General features: G+C 65.3%; 34 protein-coding genes. 13 read left to right on the forward strand and 21 right to left on the reverse strand.

Annotated features, from left to right (window positions below):
- Positions 1–346: 346 nt before the first annotated feature.
- Both C487_RS11475 and C487_RS11480 read right to left on the reverse strand, forming a co-directional pair.
- A complete protein-coding gene (locus tag C487_RS11475) occupies positions 347–553 on the reverse strand; it encodes a dodecin family protein (protein ID WP_006185923.1) in 207 nt (68 codons plus the stop codon).
- 81 nt (positions 554–634) lie between these two features.
- Entirely contained in the window at positions 635–2,065 is a 1,431-nt protein-coding gene (locus C487_RS11480; protein ID WP_006185924.1) for an MATE family efflux transporter, read from the reverse strand.
- A 109-nt stretch (positions 2,066–2,174) separates the two neighbouring features.
- On the opposite strand from C487_RS11480, the gene C487_RS11485 reads away from it, so the two are divergent.
- Positions 2,175–2,756 (forward strand): hypothetical protein, encoded by a 582-nt coding sequence (locus C487_RS11485; RefSeq protein ID WP_006185925.1) that lies wholly within the window; start codon positions 2,175–2,177, stop codon positions 2,754–2,756.
- Here the strand turns inward: C487_RS11485 and C487_RS11490 are convergent.
- Positions 2,745–3,830 carry a geranylgeranyl reductase family protein gene (locus tag C487_RS11490; RefSeq protein WP_006185926.1) on the reverse strand — a complete coding sequence of 362 codons (1,086 nt, stop codon included), beginning with the start codon at positions 3,828–3,830 and terminating at the stop codon, positions 2,745–2,747. The two genes, C487_RS11485 and C487_RS11490, sit on opposite strands and share 12 nt — an antisense overlap.
- A 113-nt stretch (positions 3,831–3,943) precedes the next feature.
- Here C487_RS11490 and C487_RS21540 point away from each other — a divergent pair, with 113 nt between their 5' ends.
- Entirely contained in the window at positions 3,944–4,036 is a 93-nt protein-coding gene (locus tag C487_RS21540; protein WP_241431083.1) for a fumarylacetoacetate hydrolase family protein, read from the forward strand.
- An 18-nt stretch (positions 4,037–4,054) separates the two neighbouring features.
- On the opposite strand, the gene C487_RS11495 is transcribed toward C487_RS21540, so the two are convergent.
- The 6 genes from C487_RS11495 to C487_RS11520 form a co-directional block, all read right to left on the reverse strand.
- Entirely contained in the window at positions 4,055–4,411 is a 357-nt protein-coding gene (locus C487_RS11495) for a hypothetical protein (RefSeq protein WP_006185927.1), read from the reverse strand.
- Between the two features lie 82 nt (positions 4,412–4,493).
- Positions 4,494–5,081 carry a GTP-dependent dephospho-CoA kinase family protein gene (locus C487_RS11500; protein ID WP_006185928.1) on the reverse strand — a complete coding sequence of 196 codons (588 nt, stop codon included), beginning with the start codon at positions 5,079–5,081 and terminating at the stop codon, positions 4,494–4,496.
- A gap of 5 nt (positions 5,082–5,086) precedes the next feature.
- Positions 5,087–5,284: a transcription elongation factor subunit Spt4 gene (spt4, locus tag C487_RS11505; RefSeq protein WP_006185929.1), complete on the reverse strand. Its 198-nt coding sequence runs from the start codon at positions 5,282–5,284 to the stop codon at positions 5,087–5,089.
- Between the two features lie 2 nt (positions 5,285–5,286).
- Positions 5,287–5,856: a DNA-directed RNA polymerase gene (locus C487_RS11510; RefSeq protein WP_006185930.1), complete on the reverse strand. Its 570-nt coding sequence runs from the start codon at positions 5,854–5,856 to the stop codon at positions 5,287–5,289.
- On the reverse strand, positions 5,857–6,249 hold the full coding sequence (locus C487_RS11515; protein WP_006185932.1) for a PIN domain-containing protein: 393 nt from the start codon (positions 6,247–6,249) through the stop codon (positions 5,857–5,859).
- 4 nt (positions 6,250–6,253) lie between these two features.
- Positions 6,254–7,486: a translation initiation factor IF-2 subunit gamma gene (locus tag C487_RS11520; RefSeq protein ID WP_006185933.1), complete on the reverse strand. Its 1,233-nt coding sequence runs from the start codon at positions 7,484–7,486 to the stop codon at positions 6,254–6,256.
- Between the two features lie 272 nt (positions 7,487–7,758).
- Here C487_RS11520 and C487_RS11525 point away from each other — a divergent pair, with 272 nt between their 5' ends.
- Positions 7,759–8,757 (forward strand): DUF5787 family protein, encoded by a 999-nt coding sequence (locus C487_RS11525; protein ID WP_049908108.1) that lies wholly within the window; start codon positions 7,759–7,761, stop codon positions 8,755–8,757.
- A gap of 34 nt (positions 8,758–8,791) precedes the next feature.
- On the opposite strand, the gene C487_RS11530 is transcribed toward C487_RS11525, so the two are convergent.
- The 5 genes from C487_RS11530 to C487_RS11550 all read right to left on the reverse strand — a co-directional run bounded on the left by C487_RS11530 (position 8,792) and on the right by C487_RS11550 (position 12,874).
- Entirely contained in the window at positions 8,792–9,616 is an 825-nt protein-coding gene (locus C487_RS11530) for an MBL fold metallo-hydrolase (protein ID WP_006185936.1), read from the reverse strand.
- Positions 9,617–9,652: 36 nt separating this feature from the next.
- A complete protein-coding gene (locus C487_RS11535) occupies positions 9,653–9,979 on the reverse strand; it encodes a hypothetical protein (RefSeq protein ID WP_006185937.1) in 327 nt (108 codons plus the stop codon).
- 56 nt (positions 9,980–10,035) lie between these two features.
- The gene (locus C487_RS11540) at positions 10,036–10,431 is read right to left on the reverse strand and encodes a DUF2237 family protein (RefSeq protein ID WP_006185939.1); all 396 of its coding nucleotides are present in this window, start codon (positions 10,429–10,431) and stop codon (positions 10,036–10,038) included.
- Between the two features lie 168 nt (positions 10,432–10,599).
- Complete coding sequence (locus C487_RS11545; RefSeq protein ID WP_006185940.1) at positions 10,600–10,932, reverse strand: DUF4234 domain-containing protein; 333 nt, start codon at positions 10,930–10,932, stop codon at positions 10,600–10,602.
- 475 nt (positions 10,933–11,407) lie between these two features.
- Entirely contained in the window at positions 11,408–12,874 is a 1,467-nt protein-coding gene (locus C487_RS11550) for an ATP-binding protein (protein WP_006185941.1), read from the reverse strand.
- 147 nt (positions 12,875–13,021) lie between these two features.
- Between C487_RS11550 and C487_RS11555 the strand changes: the two genes are divergently transcribed.
- Entirely contained in the window at positions 13,022–13,393 is a 372-nt protein-coding gene (locus C487_RS11555; protein ID WP_006185942.1) for a universal stress protein, read from the forward strand.
- A 2-nt stretch (positions 13,394–13,395) separates the two neighbouring features.
- Entirely contained in the window at positions 13,396–13,992 is a 597-nt protein-coding gene (locus C487_RS11560) for a GNAT family N-acetyltransferase (RefSeq protein WP_006185943.1), read from the forward strand.
- A 439-nt stretch (positions 13,993–14,431) separates the two neighbouring features.
- Here the strand turns inward: C487_RS11560 and C487_RS19600 are convergent, their stop codons facing one another.
- Positions 14,432–14,662: a winged helix-turn-helix transcriptional regulator gene (locus C487_RS19600; protein WP_006185945.1), complete on the reverse strand. Its 231-nt coding sequence runs from the start codon at positions 14,660–14,662 to the stop codon at positions 14,432–14,434.
- Between the two features lie 336 nt (positions 14,663–14,998).
- On the opposite strand from C487_RS19600, the gene C487_RS11570 reads away from it, so the two are divergent.
- Entirely contained in the window at positions 14,999–15,376 is a 378-nt protein-coding gene (locus C487_RS11570; RefSeq protein ID WP_006185946.1) for a hypothetical protein, read from the forward strand.
- A 188-nt stretch (positions 15,377–15,564) separates the two neighbouring features.
- Here C487_RS11570 and C487_RS11575 read toward each other — a convergent pair whose 3' ends face one another.
- A complete protein-coding gene (locus C487_RS11575) occupies positions 15,565–16,023 on the reverse strand; it encodes a universal stress protein (protein WP_006185947.1) in 459 nt (152 codons plus the stop codon).
- Between the two features lie 116 nt (positions 16,024–16,139).
- Between C487_RS11575 and C487_RS11580 the strand changes: the two genes are divergently transcribed.
- On the forward strand, positions 16,140–16,607 hold the full coding sequence (locus tag C487_RS11580) for a universal stress protein (RefSeq protein ID WP_006185948.1): 468 nt from the start codon (positions 16,140–16,142) through the stop codon (positions 16,605–16,607).
- Positions 16,608–16,774: 167 nt separating this feature from the next.
- A complete protein-coding gene (locus C487_RS11585; RefSeq protein WP_049908110.1) occupies positions 16,775–17,965 on the forward strand; it encodes a DHH family phosphoesterase in 1,191 nt (396 codons plus the stop codon).
- Between the two features lie 33 nt (positions 17,966–17,998).
- Here the strand turns inward: C487_RS11585 and C487_RS11590 are convergent, their stop codons facing one another.
- Complete coding sequence (locus C487_RS11590) at positions 17,999–18,436, reverse strand: DUF5807 family protein (protein WP_006185950.1); 438 nt, start codon at positions 18,434–18,436, stop codon at positions 17,999–18,001.
- 298 nt (positions 18,437–18,734) lie between these two features.
- On the opposite strand from C487_RS11590, the gene C487_RS11595 reads away from it, so the two are divergent.
- The gene (locus tag C487_RS11595) at positions 18,735–19,235 is read left to right on the forward strand and encodes a PadR family transcriptional regulator (protein WP_006185951.1); all 501 of its coding nucleotides are present in this window, start codon (positions 18,735–18,737) and stop codon (positions 19,233–19,235) included.
- A gap of 6 nt (positions 19,236–19,241) precedes the next feature.
- On the opposite strand, the gene C487_RS11600 is transcribed toward C487_RS11595, so the two are convergent.
- Together C487_RS11600 and C487_RS11605 are read right to left on the reverse strand one after the other, a co-directional pair.
- Positions 19,242–19,679 (reverse strand): DUF7112 family protein, encoded by a 438-nt coding sequence (locus C487_RS11600; protein ID WP_006185952.1) that lies wholly within the window; start codon positions 19,677–19,679, stop codon positions 19,242–19,244.
- A gap of 27 nt (positions 19,680–19,706) precedes the next feature.
- Complete coding sequence (locus C487_RS11605; RefSeq protein WP_006185953.1) at positions 19,707–20,105, reverse strand: 30S ribosomal protein S6e; 399 nt, start codon at positions 20,103–20,105, stop codon at positions 19,707–19,709.
- A 335-nt stretch (positions 20,106–20,440) separates the two neighbouring features.
- Here C487_RS11605 and C487_RS11610 point away from each other — a divergent pair, with 335 nt between their 5' ends.
- From C487_RS11610 to C487_RS11625, 4 genes are all read left to right on the forward strand, one after another.
- Complete coding sequence (locus C487_RS11610) at positions 20,441–20,719, forward strand: hypothetical protein (RefSeq protein ID WP_006185954.1); 279 nt, start codon at positions 20,441–20,443, stop codon at positions 20,717–20,719.
- Positions 20,720–20,772: 53 nt separating this feature from the next.
- Complete coding sequence (locus C487_RS11615) at positions 20,773–21,117, forward strand: hypothetical protein (RefSeq protein WP_006185955.1); 345 nt, start codon at positions 20,773–20,775, stop codon at positions 21,115–21,117.
- Between the two features lie 75 nt (positions 21,118–21,192).
- Positions 21,193–21,609 (forward strand): hypothetical protein, encoded by a 417-nt coding sequence (locus C487_RS11620; RefSeq protein ID WP_049908111.1) that lies wholly within the window; start codon positions 21,193–21,195, stop codon positions 21,607–21,609.
- A 173-nt stretch (positions 21,610–21,782) separates the two neighbouring features.
- Positions 21,783–23,015: an MBL fold metallo-hydrolase gene (locus tag C487_RS11625; protein ID WP_006185958.1), complete on the forward strand. Its 1,233-nt coding sequence runs from the start codon at positions 21,783–21,785 to the stop codon at positions 23,013–23,015.
- A gap of 221 nt (positions 23,016–23,236) precedes the next feature.
- Here C487_RS11625 and C487_RS11630 read toward each other — a convergent pair whose 3' ends face one another.
- The gene (locus C487_RS11630; RefSeq protein ID WP_006185959.1) at positions 23,237–24,529 is read right to left on the reverse strand and encodes a DUF5305 domain-containing protein; all 1,293 of its coding nucleotides are present in this window, start codon (positions 24,527–24,529) and stop codon (positions 23,237–23,239) included.
- Positions 24,530–24,552: 23 nt separating this feature from the next.
- The gene (locus C487_RS11635) at positions 24,553–25,713 is read right to left on the reverse strand and encodes a signal peptidase I (protein WP_152422504.1); all 1,161 of its coding nucleotides are present in this window, start codon (positions 25,711–25,713) and stop codon (positions 24,553–24,555) included.
- Positions 25,714–25,831 lie beyond the last annotated feature (118 nt).

Consider the following 25,831-nt stretch of genomic DNA (forward strand, 5'->3'; position numbering starts at 1 on the left):
GCTCAGAGATGTGTATAAGAGACAGGAGGAGATCAGCCCTCACAGCGACGCGGGAGTCACGGTCGAGGTTCAGTACGTCGTTACCCAACAGCGAGGGGGTAACGGCGACCAGCAGGTGGCGGTTCGATCCACGGACGGCCCATGAGGGGGCGTATCAGTGTAGCGCCGCTTCGAGGCCGGCACCGATCGCGATGCCCCTTCCGAGAGGTGTCTCATCGGCGTCGTCTCCCCCCAGTGCAGTCGTCGGATCGTCCGCCCGTTCGACCATGGGTCGCCGAGAACGCCGAGCACTAACGCGGGTTCCGGTTCGGGGACCGGCAGGACGGAATCGGTCCGTCTCGAGAGGCTACCGCTGGAGTCCGAACGAGACGTGAATCGTCGTCGTGTACTCCTGAATCCGGCCGCCCTGTACGTCGGCCGTCTGGGACTCGATTTCGATCCCGCTGCTCCCCTCGAGCGTCTCGTCCGCGTCGTCGAGCGCGGATTGTGCGGCGTCTTCCCACGATTCGGTCGAAGTACCGACCAGTTTGATGACTTTGGCTGTTTCGCTCATGGTGCGCGGGAACGGATGCCGCCGGCGAACATCGTCCTTGGCCGGAGGCATGCCGGCACGGGGTGTCCCACCCAGGGGACGTTAGCCGGGTCCGGAAGACGGCCGGTACCGGCGGCTCACCGCCTTCCAGCGACCGCTCCGGAACAGCCAGTAGTTGATCCCGCCCGGGACGGCGGTCTCGAGGAACAGTGCCAGATAGAGTCCGCCGATGCCAAGCGGCGTGACGAGTCCGAGCGCGGCCGCCGGGAGCGCGAAGGCGTAGCGACCGAGCAGGGAGGCGACGAACGGCCAGCGAGTGTCGCCGGCTCCCAGTAGCGCCCCCGCGGCGGCCCCGTCGATGCCGTAGCCGATCGAACTGAGCGCGCCGACGGCGACGAAGACGGCAGCCTGTGCGACCGCCGCGGGATCGGTGACGAACAGCCCCGCGATCGGCCGCGCGAAGAGCACGACCAGGACGGTCACCGCGGTGTAGATCACCGCCGAGAGCCGAATGATTCCCGCGCCGTACGCTCCCGCCTCGGTTTCCTCGCCGGCACCGAGGTGTTGCCCGACGAGCGAACTCGAGGCGAGCGACAGCCCCCAGTTGACGCTGTTGATCAGGGCCCGAACCCGACGGCCGACCTCGAGGGCCGTGACGACGACCGGGCCGAACGAGGCGGCGATCCAGAGCAGCGGGAAAACGATCGCGCCCTGTGCGAGCCGGCGGCCGATCTCCGGCAGCGAAATCTCGATCAGTTGGCGGAGCAGCGGCGGCTCGAACCAGGGGCCGCCGCGAGCGATCGGGACGGGGCTTGGCTCCATCCCGAGCCGGCCGTACGACCGGCCGACCATCCCCCATGCGAGGACGAGCGTCACGAACCCGCTCGCGAGTGTCGTCCCGATCGCTGCGCCCGCAGCACCGAGTCCGAACCCGAAGATGAGCGCACCGCTGAGGACGATATTGAGGAGCGCGCCGCCGGCACGGGCGACCATTTCGGTGAACGTGTCGCCGACGCCGGTATACGTTCGACTGGCGATGAGGTTGAGGAGTTCGAAGACCACGGCCGGCGCGACGTAGACGAGGTAGGCGCTCCCGTGACGGAGCGCGGCCGGCCCCGCACCGAGCAGGCCGATCAGCGTGTCGGGGACGGCGAGAAAGATCCCCACGATGGGAAGCGCGAAGCCGATCGCGAGCAGGACGCTCTGATTGACCGCCAGCGACGCGCGGGCGGTTTCCTCACCGCCGTAGTTCTGCGAGACGAGCGTCACGGTGCCCCCAGCGAGGCCGAGCCCCAGCAGCGTCACGATCTGCCAGTAGCCGAGCGCGAACGCCAACCCCGCGGACCCCGCCGTCCCGACGGCGATGCCGACCATGGCGAGGTCGGCCGTCTGCTTGGACATGATCGCGAAGCCGGTGACGATCCGGGGCCACGCCAACTCCATCGTCGGGCGAAACCGCTCGGCGTCGATGATCCCGCAGCGCTCGAGCGTGCGTGCGACGAACTCGACCGCGGTCCTGCGCCGCCCAGTCATCCCTCGCCCGTTGCGGCAGGGGCCCCTTCGGTCTGTCGTTCGCCGAACCGACTCACGAATATGGAATAGCGTCTACACTTAACCTGCTTCGATGTGAGGTGCCAGACGTATGCGTCCGCCCTTCACCTCCGGCCGTGCCGTAGCGATGACGCCGCCGTCGATCGCGAGCTACGAGTCATCGGTGCCGGTGGCACTGCACGATTTCGACGACATCGAAACCGTCATCGATGCGGTCGCCGGCTCCCCGTGGTTCGTCCAGTCGACCATCGCCGGGTTGCTCACGCTCGGTATCGGTGGTCTCCTGATCGCGACCGCACCGGCCGGAACGCGACGGCGGACGGACCGGGCGCTCGAGGACCCCCTCACCGCGTTTCTATACGGGTGTCCGATCTTGAGCGGCGTCATCGGCCTGTCGCTGCTGATCGCGATGACGGTAACCGAACGGACGCTCGTCGTTTTCGCGGTCGTCGCGTCGCTCCTCGTGGCAGTGGTCGTCAGCGTGCCCGGCTATCTGGCGATCGGCCGCCTCGTCGCCGACGACTGGCTGCCGGCGCTGGGCGTCGCAGTCGCCGTTTCCGCGGCCGTCGGTGCCGTTCCCACCCTCGGACCCCTGGCCGGGTTTCTGATCAGTAGCTTCGGGATCGGCACGGTCGTCATGGGCCTGGGACACGGCCGCGGCTCAGCGACGTGAAAGCATCGTCTTGAGGTGCTCGAGCGAGACGAGCGACGTCGGTCGATCCATGTGGACGCCGATTTCGCCCGACAACGCCCCCAGCCCGAGCCGCTGGACGGGTTCGGGCAGCGAGTACGCCCGCCGAATCCAGCGGCCGAGTTGCTGTTCGCGCTCGAGATCGGCGCGCCAGGCGCGCTCGTAGGCTGCGAGCGTGGCCGGTCGATCGGGGTCGATCTCGCGGACCGCGTGATCGGCGCTGGTCATGCCGTAGAGGATGCCGCCGCCGGTGAAGGGCTTGGTCTGGGCAGCCGCGTCGCCGATGAGAAAGACCCGACGGGTCGTCACGCGGTCGGGCGGGCCGATCGGGATGGCTCCCGAGCACCGGTGGGCGACGTCGATCTCGTAACCGTCGATCAGGTCCTCGAAATGCTTGGTGACCTGTACGCCCGGCGGGGCCGCCAGCCCGTACTCGACGCCGGCCTCGCCGCGGGGGATTCGCCACGCGAAGAAAGTCGGCGGCGTGAGGTGGACGTCGACGAAGTCCTGGTGGTCGTCCTCCTCGGAGAACGCGAGCACCCCGTGAAGCAACTCCTCGGGCTGGGGAAGGTCGAGTTCGTCCCGGACCCTCGAGCGCGGGCCGTCACAGCCCGCGAGCATCTTCGCCTCGAACTCGTGGGTCCCGTCGGGTCCGCTGGCGACGACCGTGACGCGGTCGCGGTGTTCGGTGACCGAAGTGACCGTGTGTGCCTCGCGAACGTCCGCGCCCGCCTCGCGGGCCATCGTCGCGAGATGACGGTCCAACCCCACGCGGTCGATGACGTTCGACGCGACGTCCGTCTTGTAGAACGGGTAGGCGTCGCTAGTGGGGCCGCCGACGTGGAACCGCGCGCCGTAGATCTCGTTTTGAAACAGGTCCTTGCGAGCGTCTTCGCCCGTGAACTCCCAGATATCCGTACTCACGTGGCCCGAACAGGCCAGCGGCTCGCCGACCCGTCCCTTCTCGAGGGCGAGGACATCGTAGCCCTCCGCGGCGGCTCGACGGGCGAAGCGCGCGCCCGGCGGGCCGACGCCGACGACGAGGAAATCGTACATGCTCGGCACGTTCACGGCGGACGGTAAATAGGTTCTCGAGATACGACCGGTATCACCATGGATGCCGCGTGTCGAGGGCCGCATAAACGAACCGGTACCGCCGGCGGGGCTGCGTGTTGGAGTTCGGGCAGCGGTTCAAGGACGGGGACGCAGTCGCATTCGAGATCGCGGGGATCGGCACGCTCGAGCACACTGTCGTGGAGTAAGCGGTCACCATCGACCGATTACGGTGATCGACGCCCGTCACGCCGATCGCACGCGGCGCTGGCGGTGAGGAGGAAGCCGATCACGCCGAGATAGCCGACGAAGGGGACAACGCCGAGTCCGTCGGTGTCGAAGACCGTCGCGCCGAAGAGACTCGCCCCGACGAGGCCGATCGCGTACCCGATCCTGTCCGGCGTCCGCTCGAACGTGAGCCCCTCGAGCGAGAGCAGGTCGGGCGTCCGGACGGCGAAATACGACCAGCCGGTGTATAGCGCGCTCACGCCGAGACACACGCCCCACGTGGCGTCGGCGAGGAGCGATGCAGCCGTTCCAACGCCGATGCCGATACCGACCGCGATCGGGAGGGCACGATCCATGAGCAAACCGTCACCGCTGTCCCGGATAAGAGCGACGGCCCCGAGCGGCTAGCCCGGCCGCGGTCGACTCGCGGCCGACGCGCTACGCCCCGTCGTCCGCATCCTCGAGGAGCGCCCAGAATCGGTCGGTGTCGCCCTCGAAGCGCTCGAGCAGGTCGCGCATCTCGGCGCGGTGGTCGTCGGCAACTTTCACGTGGACCATCCCCTCGTCGGGCTGGCCGTAGACGACGCTCGCGCCCTCGGGCGCGGCGACGATCGCCGGCAGCGCGACGAGGTCCTCCTCGCCGTCGACCAGAATCGTGGTGGGGTCGTCGGTCGAGAGCGCACGCCGGAGTGCCCGGACGACCGGCGCGCCGAGTTCGGCCGGCGGGTTCCGGGTCTCGATACTCGCGCCCTCGGTGACCGCATCGTGGATCTCCTCGTCGACCGCGCTGCGTTTCGTTCGGCCGTCGACGAGCGCGACGGCGGGACGGTGGCCCGCCTGCAGGAGGTGGTAGGTGACGACATCGCCGACGGCGATGACCGGACCGTCGACGGCCTCGAGGAGCCGTTCGGCGTCGGTCTCGATCGGGCCCATCGGCTCCTTGAGTTCGTGACGGAGGTCGTCCGGCAAAACCAGTAGCTGTTCGTCGGCGGCGAGCGTCGGCGCTTCGTCGTCGTCGCGGGTCACGCGAGTCAGCGAACCTTCAGAGCGTACGCGCCCGGTTCGGTGATCTGCATCTCCGTCGCGATCTGACTCTCTTCGGGGTGGGCGATGATGACGTAGCCCGCCCAGTCTTCGGTCAGCGACGAGGAGTTACAGGCGTCACAGGTCTCGTTATCCGGTTCGTTGACCCGGTGACACTCGCGACAGACGAGACGGTCGGATGCCATGGTTATTCACCTGCGGCCGCTTCGCGTTTTTCGCGTTCGTCCTCGAGCCAGCCGTGCTTGCCGAGCCCGGGCTGTTTCGCGGTGAGCCCGATCTTCGAGTCGCGGGGATTGCGCTCGTCGATGCTCTTGGTGACGATGCGGGCCCGGACGGCGTCCTCGACGCCGAGCGAGCGGGCGGATTCGTTCGAGGCGAGTTGCTGGTTCTCGCCGTCGAAGGCGAGATACTCGTCGCTGATCTGCGAGACGTGCAGCAATCCGTCGACGGGACCGATCCCGACGAAGGCACCGAACTCGACGACTTCGACGACGGTGCCGTCGACGACCTCCTGCATCTGCGGATCGAAGGTGACGGCGTCGAACTCGGCCTCGTAATAGACGCCCGGACGGTTCGGCAACACCGTTCCTTCACCGATATCGTGGACCTCGGTGACGGAGACGATGCTGCCGACCTCTTCGTCCATCCGCCCCTCGAGTTTGTCCTGGAGCAGTCGTTTGACTCGATCCGGCGAAACGTCGCCGAGCTCTTCCGGCGGTACTTCCACTGTGTCCTTCAGTCTAACCCGTTTGTACATCTATGGTTGAGTGATCGCTAACTTGTTTCTCCCGCGTAATGCAATTACCGGTCTGCTCGCTTCGAGCACGCGGTCGCGCAGCGGGCGGTCGTTCGTGACGACGTAGTCGACGGTCCCCTTGCAGGCGAGTTCGACCAGCGCGTCGTCGGCGTACGATGCCTCCGTGTCGACGACGAGACAGCGTTCGGTCGCCAGGTCGTAACCAACGGTCGCGGCCGTCCCCTCCTGGCCGCCCTTTTCGGAGAGCCGCCGAAGTTCCTCGAGGACTGCCTGTGGGATGGTCGGCTCGTAGCTCTCCAAGAGCCGCTCGAGTTCCTCGAACAGCCGCACGTCGAGTTCGACGGGCATCATGAGCGCGCTCGTGTCAATGGCGACCCGCGTCGGCGTGCCCATCGCGTCAATCCGTGAGCGTTCCCAGGCCGATCAGCCGCCAGCGCGCGCCGATACGGCGGTTGATCGCGATTTTCGTACCCGGATCGGCCGCGACGGGCCGCTTGAGTGCGACCTCGCATTCGCCCTCGCGAGCGCTGGTAACCGAGCCGACGGTCGTCGCCGTCCCGACGGTCATCATCAGCGGCTCGCCCGTGCTGATCTCGTCGACCGTCTCGCCGCTCTCCGCCCCGACGACCCGCTCGAGGAGGTCGACGTCCATGGTGAACTCGTTCCACGTCGGCGGGAGCGAGCCCGGCGGACCGGCCATCCGGCCGGCCAGCGCGTCGCCTTTGGTCAGCGAGGGGTCGAGCCCGGTCCCGACGCCGAGCAGCCCGCCCGGCGTGACGGTGTCGACGGCTTCGCCGCCGGCCTGCAGCGATCGAATGGTCGTCTCGATCGGGACGTACTCGGTCTTGCCGCCTTCCTCGACTTCGCGGCCGGGTCGAATCTCGATATCGTCGCCGACCTCGAGTTCGCCTTGCACGAGGCTGCCGCCGAGAACACCGCCGGCGAGGTCCGTCGCGGTCGTCCCGGGTTTGTTGATGTCGAAACTGCGGGCGACGTGCATCCGGGGGTCTGCGTCGGGGTCCCGATCCGGCGTGGGAATCTCCTCTTCGATGGCCTGCATGAGCAGGTCGAGGTTGACCTCCTGGCCCGCGGAGACGGGGACGATCGGGGCGTCTTCCGCGACGGTCCCTTCCACGAACTCCTTGATCTGCTCGTAGTTGTTCCGCGCGGTCTCGCTGTCGACGAGATCCACCTTGTTCTGTGCGATGACGATGTTGTCGATCCCGATGATGTCGAGCGCCATCAGGTGCTCTTCGGTCTGGGGCTGTGGGACGGGTTCGTTGGCGCTGACCACCAACACGGCACCGTCCATCAGCGACGCGCCCGACAGCATCGTCGCCATCAGGGTTTCGTGCCCCGGGGCGTCGACGAACGAAACGGTCCGGAGCGGCTCGCTCGGCGTGCCGTCCGCACACTCCTCTTCGACGGTGTAACACTCGGGTTCGTCCAGTCCCTCGCAGTGACGGAACGTGGCGTCGGCGTAGCCGAGCCTGATCGAGATCCCGCGTTTCATCTCTTCGCTGTGTTGGTCCGTCCACGAGCCGCTGAGCGCTTGCACCAGCGTCGTCTTGCCGTGGTCGACGTGACCGACGAGCCCGATGTTCACCTCCGGTTGTCGATTTCCTACCATAAGACGATGAGTAATCTTGGGTATTGATTCCGCTGTGCGACTGATAAAGGTTGCGAGCTATCGCTTGGCTCGGACGAAACGGTATGCTGACAGTTCCCATCCGACCGAACGCCTCTCACGGGACGGGTCCGGCGGTCGTCCGTAGCGCAGTCGGCCACCAGTGCAGGGGCGGCCGACGATTCGACTCCCTCGAGTGGGGACGCGAATGCGGGCGCAGCGTCGCGGCCCGCCGAACCCGACGACTTATTTCGGTTCCCACACTCCCTGTGACCGTGTCGGAGTTCGCCTTCGAACTCGAGTTGTGCGCCCGCCTCGAGGAGCGACGCGACGGACTCGTCGCTCGCCAGCTCGGCGGCGGCGTCGCCGAACCCGGTGGGCGAATCCTCGATATCGTCCGTGTCGAACCCGGACCCGAATTCGAAGACCGCGTCGCGATCACGAGCGAGACGATCCCGGACGCCGCCATCGAGTCGGCCGTCGGCACCGGGCAGGCGCGCTACTGGAAGGACGCCTTCGACTGTCATCCCGAGCGCGCTCGCAGCGCCACGGAGCGGGCGCTCGAGATCGGCTTCTTCGAACGCGACCACAGCGCCAGCGCGGCCAGCAGCCGCGAGTACGTCCGCCAGGTTGCCCGCTACCCCGAGTGGTACGACCGCATCGTCGGGATCGAGAACAAGCCCGATCTCGGCCGCCCGGGAGATCTCGAGGCCCAACTGCGGACGGACGTGAGCCTCGCGCTGGTCGACGAAGTCGTGCTCGCGACCGAGAGCTACGTGACGCGCGCCCATCTGCACCGGCTCCCCGAGGCGGTCGGCGTCTGGCGGCTCCACCGCGACGGGGCGGACGCGGGTCGCTCGCTCGAGATCGAGGTGCTCCGCGAGCCGACGCCGTTGGCGGTCGACGAGCCCGGGATCGAGCCCCTCGAGTCCCACCCCGGTCGGACGGAGATCGCGCCCGTCTCGCCCGCCGCGAAGGCGCGGGCCCGCCGACGGATCGCCGAACGGGCCTATGGAAAGGGCTGGCGAACGTACGACTTCCCCGAGTGTGCGGCCTGCCGCCCGGACGACGCGAGCGGTGCGACGCTACCGTACTGCGAGTGGAACGGTCGCGTGATCGACGCCGGATCGGAGTGTGGGAGCGCGTGTCCGGGCTACGAGGCGGCGTCGGCGACCGCCGTCGATCTCGAGGCCGAGCGCGATCGGCGAACGTCGTGGGAGGCCGAGCCGAGCGGAAAGCGTCGACGGCAGTCGGGGCTGGATCGGTTCGGCTGACGCTCGCGGCCGCGGCGTCGACGGCAGGTCGCGGTCACAGGACGTACTGTTCGCCGTCGATCGCCAGCGGCTCCTCGAACGCCTCTGCGGCGGGATAGAAGTGAGCTAGATGGACCAGCCGCGTCCGCGTGGCGTCCAGTTCCGCGGCCAGTGCGAGGGCTCCCTCTCGTGTCATGTGTTTCGTGCCGAACGTCCGGGCGACGCCGGTGGCGTCCTCGTGGCGGCCGCCGAGGGGGTGATGGTCGCAGAGGCTCGCCGGGACGATCGCGTCGGCCAGCAGGAGATCCGGATCGGCCAACACTGCGCGGGACTCCTCGGGAACCGCGTAGCTCGTATCGCCAGTAATCGACAGTTTCGCGCCCGTCTCCGGGTCTTCGACGGCGAGTCCGTAACAGATCAGCGGCGGATGCTCGACCGGCACCAGCGTCACGTCGAGCCCGCAGATCCGTTCGGTCTCGAGGGGCGTCGTCGGTACGACAGTAACGCGATCGAGGTAGTGATAGTCGGCGCGAACCGTCTCAGCGACGCTCGCGCCCGTCTCGGGGTCGGTCTCGTCGGCCGCATAGACCGACAGGTCGTCCAATACGCGAAAGACGTTGCCCAACCCGTCGAGGTGGTCGAAGTGGATGTGGGTAATGACGGCGGCATCGGGCAGCGGGACCTCGTCGCGGAGGAACTGATACCGGAAGTCGGGGCTGAAGTCGATAAGCAGCGACTCGTCGGTCCGCTCGTTCTCGACGTGGACGGAGAATCGCGTGCGCTCAACGCCGCGCTCTCGAGCGGCGGTACAGGTGTCACAGTCGCAGCCGACGGTCGGCGTCCCCGTCGTGTCGCCGGTTCCGAGCAGGGTTACCCGCATCGTCACTGCGGCCCTCCGGCCCGCTCGCGTGTGCGATTACACATACGATCGCCCTTCCGCGAACGCCCGCCGGAGCAGCGGATGGTCCTCCCGTTCGTCGACTCGTTCGGCGGGGAGGACGTACGGCGAGAAGACGACGCCGTACTCGGCCCCGACGGTCTTGGCCAGTTGCTCGAGTTGCCGTTCGCGCTCCTCGTCGGCCGCCTCGAGGACGATCAACACCTCGGCCTCGGCGTGGACATCGCGATCGCCCTGGATGGCGTCGCCGAACACGACGAGTTCACGGATCGACTTGCCGTAGTCGGCCCGTGCCCGGGCCGCGAACGCGTCCGCGGCGTCCCCCTGTGGTGGGTCATCGCTCATAGAGGGTGATTGACAGCCGTCGCATAAAGGGTATTCCCCGCGAGACGGGGGAATCCCTACACCGTCCCGTGATCGGCGTCATCGCCGGGGTCGTACTCGTGGTCGCGAAGGAGGTCCGGATCGACGTCGCGCAGGACCGCCTCGTGGGTCGCCTCGAGCACGACCGGTGGCGCGCAGTCGGCTTCCTCGGCCTCGATCCAGCGGCCGAGACAGAGACACCATTGATCGCCGGGTTCGAGTCCCGGAAACTCGAACTCCGGTTTCGGCGTGGTAAGGTCGTTTCCTTGCGCCCGACTGAATCGGAGAAATTCCTCGGTCATCACGGCACAGAGTTCGTGTCGGCCCCGATCGGACTCGACCCGGCGACAGCACCCGTCCCGCAGGAATCCCGTCATCGGATCGGTACAGCAGGGCTCGAGTTCGGTCCCGTATACGTTCCGGTCGTCGGGCATGTGACTCGCAACGGCAGGCGGGTGGAAAAGCGTGGCGTCGAGCGGCCGTCGGGCAGCCGCGCCGCCCTCGAGTCCGAATCCGTCGCGGCGGCGAAAACCGTTCGTGCGACCGTCTCCGGTTCGGAACTCGGGGACGGCAGCGACCCCGTTATCTCGGTGTACGCAGCGTTATTGCTGTGCAACAGCGTTGATCCCGGTCTGGACCCAGTACCAGGAGATGATCGGGAAGAAGATGAAAAGCAGGAAAATCGGCATCGCTCCCTGGTCCGTGACACTCTCTGCTGCGTTGGAAATCTGCCAGAAGACGATAATGTTTACGAACGGAATGATCGCCAGAATCGGGGACAGATCTTGGTTCGTTCCCTGATCGAGCGCCTTTGCAGTCTTGTACGTCCAGTAGATCGGGTACAGTCCAAGTGTGATGATTGTGAGGACAACCTGTTTGACAAGCGATCCGGTTGTGAATGCTGATTTGTCTGTAATTTTTGATGTTTCAGACATATACGAGATATTTTTACTCCGTACATATATGTCTTCTTGAGTATCGCGGCTTTGGGCCCATATAGAAATGAATGTTATATTAAATTTACCATAGAATATCGGCAAACGTGATGCTAATAGCGGATGATAATATACTCACAGGTTTCTGGGACAGGCAAAAAAGCACTCCACTACATTATTCTCCATTACTGACTAAATCCGCTGAATCTCTGGTACATCATTTAAAAATCCCAGTAGAAATATCTACCATACTATGGTAAACACTGAAACGATTCACACACTGATCGCGAAGCCGTCATCTGACCAGGTGTGCGATAACGGTCAGTAGTGACTATATTCTCCGCTGTAATACCACCCCGACAACACGGATTCGCTACTATCGCCACCGGGGACTATCCAATCCGTCGGAGACGACTCGTATACGATGCCGGTGCGAAAACAAGGATAGAAGTCTAATCCAGTTTCGAGTCAGGCGTCAGTGATCGTGGTCGTGATCGTGTGAGTGGCCACCGTCGGCCCCGTGGTCTGACGACGATCGTCTCGCATCGCTTGGCTCACCCCCGTCGCTAGCCTTGTCGATGTCGCCGCCGGCGACGAGCGCGTCGTGGTCCCCCTCCATCATGTCCATGTTCTTCAGCGTGTCCCGTTCCTCGAACTCCTCGACGGCGTTCAAGAGATCCTCCTGGGTCAGCGTCGTTCGGTCCTCGGTCAGCGCCTCGAGCACCGCTTCCCGGAGCACCATCCGGAGGTCGCTGCCGGTCAGCCCTTCCGTGACCTCGGCGATGAGATGCGGATCGAACTCGTCGATGTCCATCGTTCGCGTGATGAGGCCGAGAATGTCGGCCCGCATGCCCGAATCGGGTTTGGGGAAGTTGATGATCTCGTCGAACCGTCGCCAGGCGGCGTCGTCTAACTGGTCGGGATGGTTGGTCGCGCCGATGAGCAAGACATCGTCATCGATGAGCGAGATGTTGTCGATGCTCTTGAGAAGGGTGTTGACCGCGCGCTTGAGCGCGGCGTGTTCGTCGCTGCGGCGGGTCTTGGCGACGAAGTCGAACTCGTCGATAAAGAGGATACAGGGCGACAGTCGTTTCGCGACTTCGAACGTCTTGTCGACGTTTTTCGCCGTTTCGCCCAAATACTGGCTCGTGATCATCGAGAGTTTGACCTCGACGAACGGCAGGTCCATGTCCTGTGCCAGCGCCTGCGCGGTGGACGTCTTCCCGGTTCCTGGCGGCCCGACGAACAGCAGTTTCCCGATCTCTCGCAGCCCGATATCGGCGAGATAATCCCGGTGTTCGATCGCTTTCGAAATCTTGTCGAGTTCGTTCTGCTGATCCTCGGTGAGCACGAGGTCGTCGAGGGACATGTCGACCTCTTCGGGCGCGCGAACTTCCACGAGGTCCAACATCTCCTCGTCGTCCTCCTCGTCGAAGTACTCGTTGAGGAGGCCGTCGATCCAGACGCGATCGGCCTGAATCGGTCGGTTCCGCTCGCGTGCCGCCTCGTGAGTTACGTCGAACTCGTAGTCGTCGTGGGACGCGAAGTGTTTCGCCAGCGTCGGGTTCTCGAGCAATCGGTCCGCGTCGACGCGCTCGGCGAACCATTCCTCGGCCATCCCCTGCTGGGCGAGGGTGATCGTCCCGGAGAACTCGTCGCGTTCGGTGAACATCAGTTCGGAGACCGCCTCCCACGGGCGGTCGACGCCGGTCGCCTCGCGGGCGGTAGTGGTCGTGACCGATAGCGGACGGTCGATGCCGGCGGGTTTTCGAGTGCCCCCGTTGCCGCCCTCGGTGTCGCTCCCGTCATCGTCGGCGACACCACCGGTCCAGTAGACCTGCCGGAACGACGGCGGGAGGTCGTTCTCGTCTAGCGTCCGGTCGTCCGAATACACGCTCGTCGTGAGCAGGAACTCCACGACATCGAGCGCTGCATCACTCATTCGGTGCATGTAGTCACTACACGTTCTTAACAGCGTCGTCCCGTGCAACGTATGTGAGTGAGTTTCACTCCCGGCGGTCGCGCTGGTAGCGTGTCGGCCCCGGACATCGGCACAACCGTTTTCGTGTACGGGCGCACAGTCACCCGTATGAACGTGTTGCTGGGTCTCGGCGGCAGCGACGAGTCAGTGAAGACGCTCCGGCGAACCCTCGATCGAACGCGCGAGGTCGGTGACGAGTTGACGATCGTCGTCGTCGAGAAACCCGAGTCGAAACGCTCACAGGAGGAGATGTACCGACAGGCGGTCGACGCCCTCGAGGAGGCCGGCATCACCGATGTCGAAGTGGAGAAACTCGACGGCGATCCCGGAAGCGCGCTGGTCAACTACGCCGAGCAGGGGGACTACGACCAGCTGGTCATCGGCGGCGGAACCCTGAGCCCGATGGGGAAGATTCAGCTCGGGCCGATCACCGAATTCGTCCTGCTGAACGCCCCGACGACGGTCAAACTGGTGCGATAACGATGGCCGGTACGCGTCAGTATCCCGACGAACCGTCCGGCCCCTTCCCCTCGCCCCCGACGACGGTCGAGGATCGAGACGGACGGTCGATCGAGGTTCGGACAGCCGAGTCGTTCACCGGTGAGACGCTCGACGACGTCGTCGGGATGTACACCGCGTTCGATCCGACCGACCGCGCACAGGGGATCCCGCCGACCGGCGAGGAACGGATCCGGACCTGGCTCGAGACGATCGGTGACGACAGCGTCAACGTCGTCGCGCGCCACGACGGGGACGCGATCGCCCACGCGATGCTCGTTCCCGATACCGACGATCCGGCCGCGGTCGAACACGCATCCGACATCGAGTGGGAACTCGCGATCTTCGTCCTGCAGGCCTACCAGCGGGCCGGGATCGGGACGGTCCTGCTGAAGAACCTCCTGGGCCACGCGATCGATGTCGGCATCGAGCGAGTGTGGCTGACGGTCGAACGCTGGAACAACCCGGCGATCGCGCTCTACGAGCGGGTCGGGTTCGAGTCGACCGGCACCGAGAGCTTCGAACAGGAGATGGCGATCCGCCTCGAGAGCGACGATAACGGCGTGACCGACGGCGGTTGACCGCGTCGGACTCCCATACCAATTGTGTAAATACAGTTTATTTATTTAACGTAATGAGAGAAACAATATGCGATAATATGGCGGCGAACTCAGTAAATATTCTGATGTGGTTGGCACTCGGTGCTGAATAGAGAGGATATGTTCAGCAATGGATTCTACTTTGAGGGGTAGTACGGGTGCAGACGAAGCCTCCCAACGGATTCCGGGAGACCGGCATCCTTCTGGAAGTGCCGAACAACTGCCCCTTGATCCCGAGGTACCACCATTCGTTCAGTATCATCACCATCTCAGGACCCGACGAGTTGTAGATGGTAGAACCAGATATTTGCCCAAGATTCGTCGCGCGTTCGAGTTTGTTAGCGGCCTCTTCGCCCTGATCGTCGTCAGGTACGTTGGTCACCCCATTCGCCGTCATCGTCGAAAGGCGACCCATCGTCCGTCATTCCTCAGCAGACCAGACTAGAGAATTCCCGACTTTCTTCTTTGAGACACGTCCGTTATCCAGAAGACGTCGAAGCCGATAGTCCGCACTCTGGCGCGCAATCCCGAGTTCGTCGGCAACTTCTTTTGTGCCCGCGGGCTCGTGTTTTCGAACCGCATTAAATACTTCCTCATCGGTGTGTTCGGGCTCAAATCGCCCGTCTTCGTTTCTTTCCCGGTCTTCATCCATTAGTCTCTAGGTCGCAAGGTTCTCCCATCAACCTTCTGCTCAAAGGCAGATGGCACAACACTTAATGCGGTATGCTACATAGCAGAAGGTGCGAAGAAAGTCCGGCCTCTCGGGGCGTGACCGTCATAGGAAACGCCTGGGTGTTGGAGCCATCCAGGCCGGGCTTCTGAGGCCAGAAACCCATGAAGATATCCGCCCTCGCCGGACTTCAACCCTCCGGCACGACGGTCGAATCGACTACTGAAGATAACTGTGACGAGTGCGCGAAGTTTGAGGACGGCTTCGCGTGCGCTGATCGCTCATCTTCGGCCGCAAGGACTTCTCGGGTGACTTCTGATGAGCGGTGAGGACGTCGATCCCGAGAAGGCTGAATCCCTCGCTTGTGACTGCCTGGTGGAATATTTCCGGCACCCCGCGGAGTCCACCCGGAGCGATGTCGCCCGACTCGCCGAACTGACTTCGTCCATCAAGGTCGCCCTGGAGCGCGGCGAGACACCCGAAAAGCACAACATCGAAGAGGCTCGCTTCTACATCCGGCAGGTCGAAAAGCGGCTTGACGAAGTGACCGCGCTGTTCGGCTGGAACCCGTGGGATACGGGCGCGACATGGAGCGAACTCACCGACGAACAGCAGGCCGAAATCGAAGAACGTGACCGCCAGCGACTCGGTGACGACATCGACCCGGAGACGGGCATCAAGGAGGAGTGCGAATGATGTACGACAACGTCCGCGTGACGGCCCGTATCGTCCGCACCGACGACGGCAGAACTACACGAGTATCGCGTCGGTGGCGTTTCGTACCTCTCGGCTGAGGGGCCGCGAGACGCGCTGAACACCCACGACATCCACGGCCAGGTGGTCGCCTACGAATAACGAAATCGTATTTGCAACAACTGAGACGGTTAGACCGAGAGGACGGGTTGGCTCGCGTAGGAGAGGACGTACTCGGCGGCTTTCTCGAGGACCTCCGCTTCGGTTTCGGTAACCGGTTCCCGGGGGAGGACGATGAAGTCGGCGTCGATGTCGTCGGCGGTGTCGAGCACGACGTTGCCCGGATGACGCGTCTTCCGCGTTTGCGAGAAGCCCTCGTCGACGGAGGTCGCAAGCGGTACGTCCGCGTCAGCGGCGATGTCGCCGATATCATCGAAAAACCCCTGCGTGTTCTCCGCGACGGCGGTCTCGTCGACCGTACCGGCGTCCAGTCCCCGGACGACGCCGCGTCCGAGGACGAACAGCGCGTGGACGGAGGCGTCGTAGCGGTCGGCGACGGCGACGGCGTATTCGACGGCGGTGGCTGACTCGTCGCTCCCGTCGACCGGTGCGAGAACGGTGTCGACGGTAAACGGCTCGCTGGCGTCCATACGCGGCAGTGGGTGGCCGGTCACAAAAAAGCCACCCCACCACTCCGGCGACGGGTCGGCTGCCACGGCCCGATCGAACGGGGGTCTTTAAGCAACCGTGAGCGTAACCGCTACATATGTTCGATACGGTCGTGGTCGCCACCGACGGCTCCGACAGCGTGAAACGGGCCGTCGACATCGCGCTCGATCTCGCCGACCGGTTCGATGCCGAGGTCCACGCGCTCTCGGTGATCGACGCCAGCGAGGTCGACGCCTCACCCCAGCAGCTCCGGGACGAACTCCGCACCGCGCTCGAGACGACCGCCGACGCCGCGCTCACGACCGTCGAGGAGCGGGCGGATAGGGACGTGACGACGGCTGTCCGCGAGGGACGGCCCGCCGCCGAGATCTGCGACTACGCCCGCGAGGTCGACGCCGACGTGGTCGCGACCGGCACCCGCGGTCGTCACGGCGAGAACCGTCTCCTGCTCGGCAGCGTCGCCGAACGGATCGTTCGCACCTCGCCGGTCCCCGTACTAACGGTGCGGCAACTCGCGCCCGCGGGCGAAGACGACGGGGACGACGGGAACGCGACCGTCGCCTGACCGCCCGTCCCATACGACCGCGCTCGCCGACCGGCGGTGACGATCGACGAGCGCGTCGGAGACGCGTGTCCGGGCTCGGGCGGCGTCGCACGACGACTCGGCGCAGCGACCGAGCGACGAGCCGCGAGACCGGCGATTACTTCCCGGGCGGTCTCCCAGTACGCAGCATGTACGACGAACTCATTCGGAGTGGCGATCTGTCGCTCTCGCGGAAGTCCGTCCTGCCGGGGACCGGTTTCTTCCTGCCCGATGCGCTCGAGGACGACCTCACGGAGCAACGAACCGAGGCCGCACTCGAGGGGGCCGACGCTGCGGTCATCGCCGATCCGGACGCCGACGGGCTGGCCTGTGTCGCGCTCATTCGAGAGGCCTACGACGACGTGCGGAACGTCCCGGAACCGGACGAGATCGAGGGCGACGCGACGGACGCGGCCGGCGAACCGCTCGAGGAGCCCGAGCCGACGCCCCACGGCGTCGCGTTGCTCCCTGCCAGTCCCCACGACGTGGAGGACGCGCTGGCTCGCGTTGCCGAGTACGGCGACAACGGGATCGATATCTTCGTGTGCGATCTCGCGCCCGATCGGTACGAGTACGTCGAGGAGGAACTCGCGGCCGCGCTCGAGATCGCCGACCGTCTCGCGTGGTACGACCACCATCAGTGGGGCGACGACGTCGCACGGGCGGTCCGGGAGGCCGGAGTCGACCTCGTGATCGGCGATTCCGACGAGGAGTGTAGCGCCGACGTGGTCGCTCGCTCGCTCGAGTACGGGTTCGGGCCGATGTACGAAGAACTGGCCGCCGTGACCAGGGACCACGACCTCTGGCTACGCGAGGACCCGCGCAGCGACGACCTCGCGGATTACGCGTACTGGACCGATCCCGGGGAGTACGTCGAGGTCGTCCGCGAGTACGGCGTCGACCTCCCCGAATGGGTCGAGGAGTACATCGCCGAGCGCCGCGTCGAGAAGGAGGCACTCATCGATCAAGCCGTTGGCCGGGCCGAACTCCGCGAGATCGGCGGCTACACGGTCGGGATCACTTACGGTCGCTGTTCGCAAAACGAGGTCGCGGAGGCGATGCGTGAACGCGGTGCCGACGCCTCGATCATCGTCAAGCCCGCCGGTTCAGCCTCGATTCGCGGAACCGACGAGTTCGAACGCTGCCACGAGGTCGCGGGCAAGGTCAACGGCGGCGGCCACCCCAAGGCCGCGGGCTGCAAGCCCGACATCTACGACGACATGCTCGACTACGCGAACCACTGGACGACGCGGGGTGCCGTGACGAAACGCGTCATCCTCGACGCCTTCCGTGACGTCGTTACGGAAGCGGCCGCGGAAGCCGACGACAGCGCGACCTGACCGCTGTACGGAGGCTCCCGACTCGACTCGGGACTACTTGTCGGTCTCGTCGGTCACGTTCCACCGATCCGAAAACGCCGTTCCGCACGTACACTGGGCGTAGGCGTGGACGACGGCACCGTCGGCGTAGATGCCGCCGACCTCCTCGTTTTGATCCTCGGCGAACGCGAAAACGAACTGAACCGCGTGCTCCTCGTCGTCCGCCGCGTCCGGACACCGACCGCCCGCCAGATCGGCCGTGATCTCCCCCTCGTTGCTCATTGCGGACTTGGCGAACTCCATCGCACCGGTTCCCGTCGCCGCCTGAAAGGCGCTCCGGCCGCGCTCGCCGTCGACCACGATCACGATCCCGTCGTCAACGCGATCGCCGAACCGTTCGAGTCGATCGTCCGAGACGTAAGAGTCCGCCAGAAACAGCGCAACGTCCTCGAGGCGGTCGCCCGCCAGAAACTCCTCGCGTGGGTTACTCATGGCCACGGATTGATGCTCGACGTGGAAAAAGGGCGGTATTCGCGTCGCTCCGTTCGGGACCGACACCGGACCAACGGTCACCCGTCCGGGTACAGTCGTGTTAGCAGTTAACATTTGTCGTTTTCAACACGATATCTTAATTTATGAGGTCGGATGACCGTTCGTTTCCCTGCCGCTTAATACGTCACAGTGACACGGGCTCAGTAGTCGTATCTCCATCCCGCGCTCGCTCCCCCGTTGGTCGACCACAGCCGGCGGCCGAGGACGACCATCTCACGACCTCCACCAGTGATCGTCAATGTATGAAAACAGCCGCACCGTCGAATCCGTGCTCGACGAACTCACGAGGAGCATACTCACGGACAGTCAGTCGAACCCGTCCGATCCCGCCCTCGAGTCGACTGAGGACGCACCGAAAGACATCGAACGGCAACTCGACGAACTCATAGAGCAAGTCCACGGAGCGTTCCCGGCCGACGATGTCCAGTTCGACGAGGCCATCGTCAGGGACAATCTGGAGGAACTCCTCCTGGTGCTCATCGCGCTTCACGGGGAGACCCACGGCAAGGAACTCATCTCGGCGTTGACCTCCCTCTTCGAGACACAACTCAGTCCGGGGACCGTCTATCCGACCCTCCACGAGTTAGAGGAAGCGGACGTACTGTCGATGCACGCCAAGGTTCGAACCAAGGAGTACTCGATCGCCGACGAGGCGTACGTGCGTTCGACCGTCGAACGGACGATGGTCCGACACCTCGCCTTCGGGCTCTTGCTGTCCGCCGTCCTCCCGCGACTGTAACTCGGGCTACTCGTCTTCGAGGCTGTCCGCGATCTCGCTCAGGCTCTCGGTTGGCGGCTCGCGTGCGTCGTAGTAGGTCGTCTCGCCGGGCGAGCGGAGACCATAAAGGAACTCGGGTTCGACGACGTCGATCAGGACCGAGCCGCCCGCCGGAACGTCGTGGTCGGCGGTCCACTCGGTGAGTCGGTCGGTCCCGCCGCTGGGGTCTCGAGCCAGGTCCGGCGTGTCGTAGACGCCCGGGATCGACAGGTCGTCGCCGGTCAACGCCCGTTCGACTCGCGCGAACAGTTCCTTGCCGTCGAGGACGACTCGGACGACCTCGTCGGTCGGGAACGCCTCGCGGTCGTCGGCTGGCACCTCGAGTTTGACGCCCGTCGCCGTCTCCGTACACGTCGACCGGACAGTCGGGACCGAGGGATGGTCGCTCGCAACTCTGTCAGTCATTGCAAACGAATGAATGCGGGTGGCGACTTACTCGTCGTCGCCGTCGTCGCCGAGCAGTTCGTCGACGTCGGTACTGCCGCGGTCGACGATCGAGGCGTTGATCTGGGCGACGGCGTCGGACACTTCGCGGCCGCGGACGGTGATCCGGCGTCGCTCGCCGTCACGGGACGGTTTGTAGCCCGTCTGCTCGTCTTTCATCATGACTTCCTTCAGGTTCGGTCCCGCAACCTCGTCGGTGAGCGGGCGGCCGGCCTCGTCGGAGCCGCCGGTGATCTCGAGCGTGTAGCCGTCGAGCCCGACCGCGCTCCCGTCGACTTCCTCGCCGATGGACTTCCCGATAAAGCGGTTCGCGTCCTGTTCCTCGGCCTCGAGCTGGTGGGCCAACCCGGACTCCGGGTCGCCGACAACGACAGTGAAACTTGCCATGCCCGACGGAAGACGGCCGTCGCTCAAAAGATCATCGATCGTCACCCAACTTTTGCGCTGCGGGCCGGCTTCGCCGACCCTCGGCAAAACTTGGATGAAAAGCACTCCTCCCTCCGTTTCGTTCACTGCGTTCACTCCACATCGGTCGTCGGCCCGCTCGCTCCCTGCGGTCGCTCGCGGTCGGATCGAGTGAGCGCCTGCCCTCCCCCGGGTCGGACGGCTCTCGCAACGCTCGAGCCGTCCTCCCGGCCACCGAACTGGACCGCGATCCCTCTACGCCCGTCTCCGCAAGTCCCGCTCGAACAGTCAAGTAGCTGCAACGCCTACCTCGAGCCGTGTTCATCGACTCCGAGCGACTCGAGGGTCGCCTGCGTGAGGAGTTCGGCGGGACGACGGACCAATCGCGGGTCGTCGTCCGGCAAGCCGTCGATCTCGCGGACTCGGGCGCGTACGAATCGGACGTCGGGACCGCCCTGACCAACGAGATCGTCCTCGAGGAGCTGGCCGACGCTCCCGAAGGGACCCCGCCGGAACGGTGGAACTGGTGGATCGGCTCGCTCGAACTTGCATACGGCGGCTACAACCGGTTCGATATTCAGCGCTATCGGGGATAGCGACCCGCAGCGAAGGGCAACACCGATTGTCCTCCGGACCGTAGAGAGCCCCGATGAGCGAACTGTCGCGACCGGTCTGGCCGGCATACCCGCTGTCGGTCCTCGTCGCGGGACTCGGTCACTGTTATCTCGGCCGATGGAAGCGCGGCGGGATCTGGTTCCTCTGTTACGGCCTCGCGCTCGTGTTCCTGAGCGCGCGAACCGTCTCGGGTGCGCTCAGCCTCGAGGAGCCGTTCGTGGTAACCGCACTGCAGTTCGACGCCGTGAGCTACACGGACGTGGCCATCCCACTGACGATCCTCCTGGTCTGTCTGCTCGACGTCTATCTCATCGGGCTTGTCGAACGGACCACGCTCCCGCCGGCCGGCGCGGACGACCGTCGCTCGAACAGTCCCTGACGTTCCCACGTCGGCGACGCCGGGTTCGAGTGGCGGCCCCGCGTGGTTTTTGTGCTCGTCGACCGAACGACGAGTATGGGACGTCTCAGTTCCGTCCTGCTCAAAGGGCTCGGCGCACTCGTCCTCGTGATCGTCGTGCTGAGCGTCGTCGGCACGATCGTCGGCATCGCCCTCTCGGTGATCGCGGCCGTCCTCTCGCTGGTCCTGACGCTGGCCGTCCTGTCGGTGCTCGCGCTGGCGGCCGTTGGACTGCTCTCGCTGTTCGGTTCGGACTCGAGCGCCGGGAACAGCTCGGACACCCCGACCGAAAACCGCCCCGATCCCGAAGAACGCGTTCGCTCCCGGTACGTCGACGGCAACCTCGACGACGAGGCGTTCGAACGGGAACTCGAGCGAGTCCTCGACACCGAGGACCGATCGACCCGACCGGATGTCGACGGGTCGCGGACCCGTGGCCCGGCGAGCGAGCGGGATCGACTTCGAGATCGGTGACGGGCCGGGATGGCTCGACCGCCCCGCAAGGAGATCGAACGCGAGTTCGGCGAGAGTCTTCGGCCGACGATCTGGGTTGGGTTCGAATATCGCCCTCGGTTGTGTGGGCACCCTCTACGGATAACGGCGGGTCGATCGACGAAGAAAAGCAGTTGGCGAGCATACGTCCGGTAATGGACATTCAGTTTCTCGGCGGCGCACGTGAGATCGGCCGAAGCGCCATTCTCGTGGACGATTCTCTCCTACTCGATTTCGGGATGGTGACGGACACACCGCCGCAGTTTCCGGTACAAACACCGACCCCGGATGCAGTCGTTGTTTCGCACGGACATCTCGATCACGTCGGGACGATCCCGTCCCTGCTTTCCGGTGACGCACGGCCGTCGATTCATTGGACCCCCCCGACGTACGAGCTGACGCTGACGCTCGCGCGGGACACACTCAAACTACACGGGGGATCATACAACTGCCCGTTCACCGAGACCGATCTCAAGCGCGTTACACAGGTGTCGAAAACACACGCGTATCGGGACTCCTTCGAAGCGGCTGGCTATGACGTGACGTTCTACAACGCAGGACACATTCCGGGAAGCGCTCACGTGCTCGTTGACGATGGGGAGACACGGCTGCTCTACACGGGCGATTTCCACACTGACGATCAACGTTTGGTTTCGGGGACGACTGCACGACCCGATGCCGACATCGTCATTTGCGAGAGCACATACTCCGACGTGGAGCATGCGGACCGATCCGTGGTGGAGGAGCGATTCGCCGAGAGCGTCGAGACGACGCTCTGGGAAGGGGGGACAGTCGTCGTCCCCGCGTTCGCGATCGGCCGGACACAGGAGATGATGCTCATCTGTGACGCGTACGACATCCCGTGTTACGTCGACGGGATGGGGCAACGGGTGACCGAGATGCTTCAGCAGTATCCCGAGTTCGTTCGCGACGCAGATGCGTTTCAACGAGCGAAATCCCACGCGCGGTTCGTCACCGGACGTAACGGTCAGCGAAAGCGGATTACTGAACAGAAGGCAGCGATCATCACCACCAGCGGAATGCTGTCCGGGGGCCCTGCGATGACCTATATTCCCGAAATTCGGGCGAATCCGACGAACAAGATCGCGATGACCGGCTACCAGGTCGAGGGGACGCCCGGCCGGGATCTGCTCGAGACCGGCAGCGCCGACATCGACGGCCGAACGCTGCCGATCAGCGCGCAGGTCGAGCAGTACGACTTCTCCGCACACGCGGACCGCGACGGGCTCCGGACGTTCCTCGCGGGCTACGAGGACGCACGAATCCTCGTCAATCACGGTGACCGCTGCGAGGCGTTCGCCGCTGCGCTTCGCGAGGATGGCCTCGACGCCGCCGCGCCGGCACTCGGCGACCGCCTCGAGTGGTGACGAGCGGACCGGACGGTCGCCCGGCCCAGTCCAGCACGTTCACCGTCGGCCGTTGTCATCCACGTTGGCGTCGTGATTTCGATCGCCGATTCGGACATCAGCGATCAGTCGACGCGGGCAGAGCGACGGTGGCCGACGGGCTCGATCACGTGACCGCGTCCACCAGACACGACGGGTCCGCGACCGTACTCGAGACGGTGCGGAGCGAGGCCGACTGTCGCTCAGTCCTCCTCGCCGGGTTCGCCCGCTGTCGGCGCATCCGCGCCGGTCGGTCGCGTGTGATTCCGGCGCTCGCTCGGAGCCGGGCCCCCGTCACCGGCCGCGTCCGCTTCGGACCCGGTCTCGGAACTCGAGTCCGGCCGGTCACTGATGTCGTCGTCGACCGCAATCGACGGCGGTCGCGGCGGTTCGAAGACGGCCACGAAGTCGTCACGGCGAACGGCGTATACCGACCGGTCCGGGTCGAAGACGATCGCGGTGTCGACGTCGATACCGTACGCGGCCAGCGCCGCCAGGGTGTCCACGTGCGCCTGAGGCCCCTCGAGCGCCGCGTCGGGAAGCAGTAGGACCGTGATGACCTCGTCGAACTGCTCGCGGTCGTCGCGGTACGCGAGCCACTCGCGGTCGGCCGCCGTCGGTTCCCCGAACCGACGCGAGGCGACCACGAGCGCACCGAGGCCGCCGAGCCCGGCCGCGACGAGCAACGGTCCGCCGAGGGATCGCATGGGGCCAGCAGCGGGGGACGCGGAGACGGCTTCGTACTCCTCGTAGGACTCGTCGTACGCGTCGCTCGCTCCGTCCTCGACTCGATAGGTCCCGTCCGCGACGGCGATCGGGACCGTATAGTCCTCCGCGACCGACCGCTCCGCGCCGTCGATCGTCCCGTCGATCCCTCGCTCGAGGACGAGGAGGAGTTCCGTTTCCCCGGGACTCGCCCCGAGGTCGGATTCGATCCGGTCGATCCGTGCCGTGACGGCGGAGACGTTGACGTCGAACGCCGCGGTGACGGGCTCGCCCGGTTGGACCGCCGTTTCGTTCGTCGCCGCGAGCGGTTCGCGCTCGCGCCAGTACACGGTCCCGTTGTCGGGGTCGACCGACTGATACACCAACTCGACCGTCAGGGAGACGCTCACGTCCGCGGCGCTGTCGGCCGCATAGCCCCCCACGAACGTTCCGTTGACCGTCGGACTGACCGCCGAGTAGTACAGCGGTTCGTTCTCGAGTCGCGCCCCCGCCGGATAGACCGCGGTCGGTTCGGTGACGGAAGCGCCATGCGAGATGTTCCCCGTGGCGGTCCAGGTCGTCTCGACCTGACGGGCCGTTTCCGCCTCCCCAGTCGGGGCCGCGTAGGCGCCGTAACTCACCCACGCACCCGCTGCGAGTAGGCAAACCAGGACAACGACGGCCCCCGTTCGATACGTCGCTAGCAGGACGCGGAGTCGCACCCGATGCTCCGCGTCCGCCCTCGTTCGTTCCTCCGTCGCGCCGTCAGTTTCGGTCGATCGGAACCACATAGGTCGTGCTCTGATACGCGGTCTCAGTACAACCGCCGGACAAGCGATTGCGCCCCTGTACACCGACTGCGGATCGCCGCCCGTTTCGAGCGGGCGTCGCCCGGACCGACGAGCCGTCGACTCAGCAGATAACTCCCGCCTCCGAGCAGCGACACGATCGTCGCGAACGGGAGCCACGGGTGGCACTCGTAGAGTGCGTCGATGACCGGCGCTGGAAGGACGCACAGATAGCGATACTCGGTGACGTACGTCGGGTAGTGGCCCGTTTCGTCCGGGGCCGTGATCGAAACCGCAACCGTCCTCTCTCCGCGTGGCCCGACCGTCGCCCGTTCGGGCTCGAGGCGGACGTTCTCGTCGCCGGACTCGACGTAGGACCGCGTCGGAACGAGCCCGCCGTTGGAAATCGAATAGGGGACCTCGTCGGTCGTCCCTCGCTCGATCACCAGCGGGCGGTCCGACTCGAACTCCGCGCTGATGACGTCGTAGGACTGAGTTCCGGCCGGGACGATCATCGCCGCGGCGGCGGCGAGAACGATCAGAAGCGCGAACCCCACCGCGAGCAACCAGGGATCGGTCCAGCCGTCTCCGGTCCCGCGCCCGTCGTCGGTCCCCCTCGACTCGAGGGAGGGAGAGCGCCGCTCGCGAACCGTTTCGACGGCGTAGAGGACGACCGAGAGTCCGAGGATCGGCAGCGCGAGTGCCGACGCGTCGCCGGATTCGCTGACGCCGAGTCGGGTCCCGATGCGCTCGATCGTCTCACCTGCCGTCATCACGGTCGTCCCCAGCAGCGGCACCGTCACGACCTCGCCGTTCACTCGCCAGCCTTCGGCGACGATCTGGGCGTCCCGGACGTGGGGCTCGCCGCTGTCCTGATCAGTAAACGGGTTCGCGTCCCCGCGCGTGACGTAGCCCTGCGGGGTCTCCTCGACGACCCGATGAGTCGTGAGACCGCCGCCCTGGATTTTCGTCGCCTCGAAGACGATGACGTCGCCCGGCTCGGGATCGTCGGTCAGTTCGCTGGGGAGCGCCACGAACCCATCGCCGGTATCGATCGTCGGCTCCATGCTCCCCGTTTCGACGAATCCCAGCAGGACCGGCTGCCCGAGTAGCTGCCCGACGACGAGAGCACCGAGGGTAACCAGTACAACGACCTGGCCCCCTCGTATCACCCCTCGCCGAATCATGTCTCATCTAGTGCAGCAATATTATACTATTTATACATTTGTGATAGGTATCATACCGAGTGGATAGAAGCGTGTCCCTCACAGTTCGAGGCCACCGCCGATCGGGTCCGAACTCGGC

It is taken from the genome of Natrinema pallidum DSM 3751 (assembly GCF_000337615.1).
GTDB lineage: Archaea > Halobacteriota > Halobacteria > Halobacteriales > Natrialbaceae > Natrinema > Natrinema pallidum.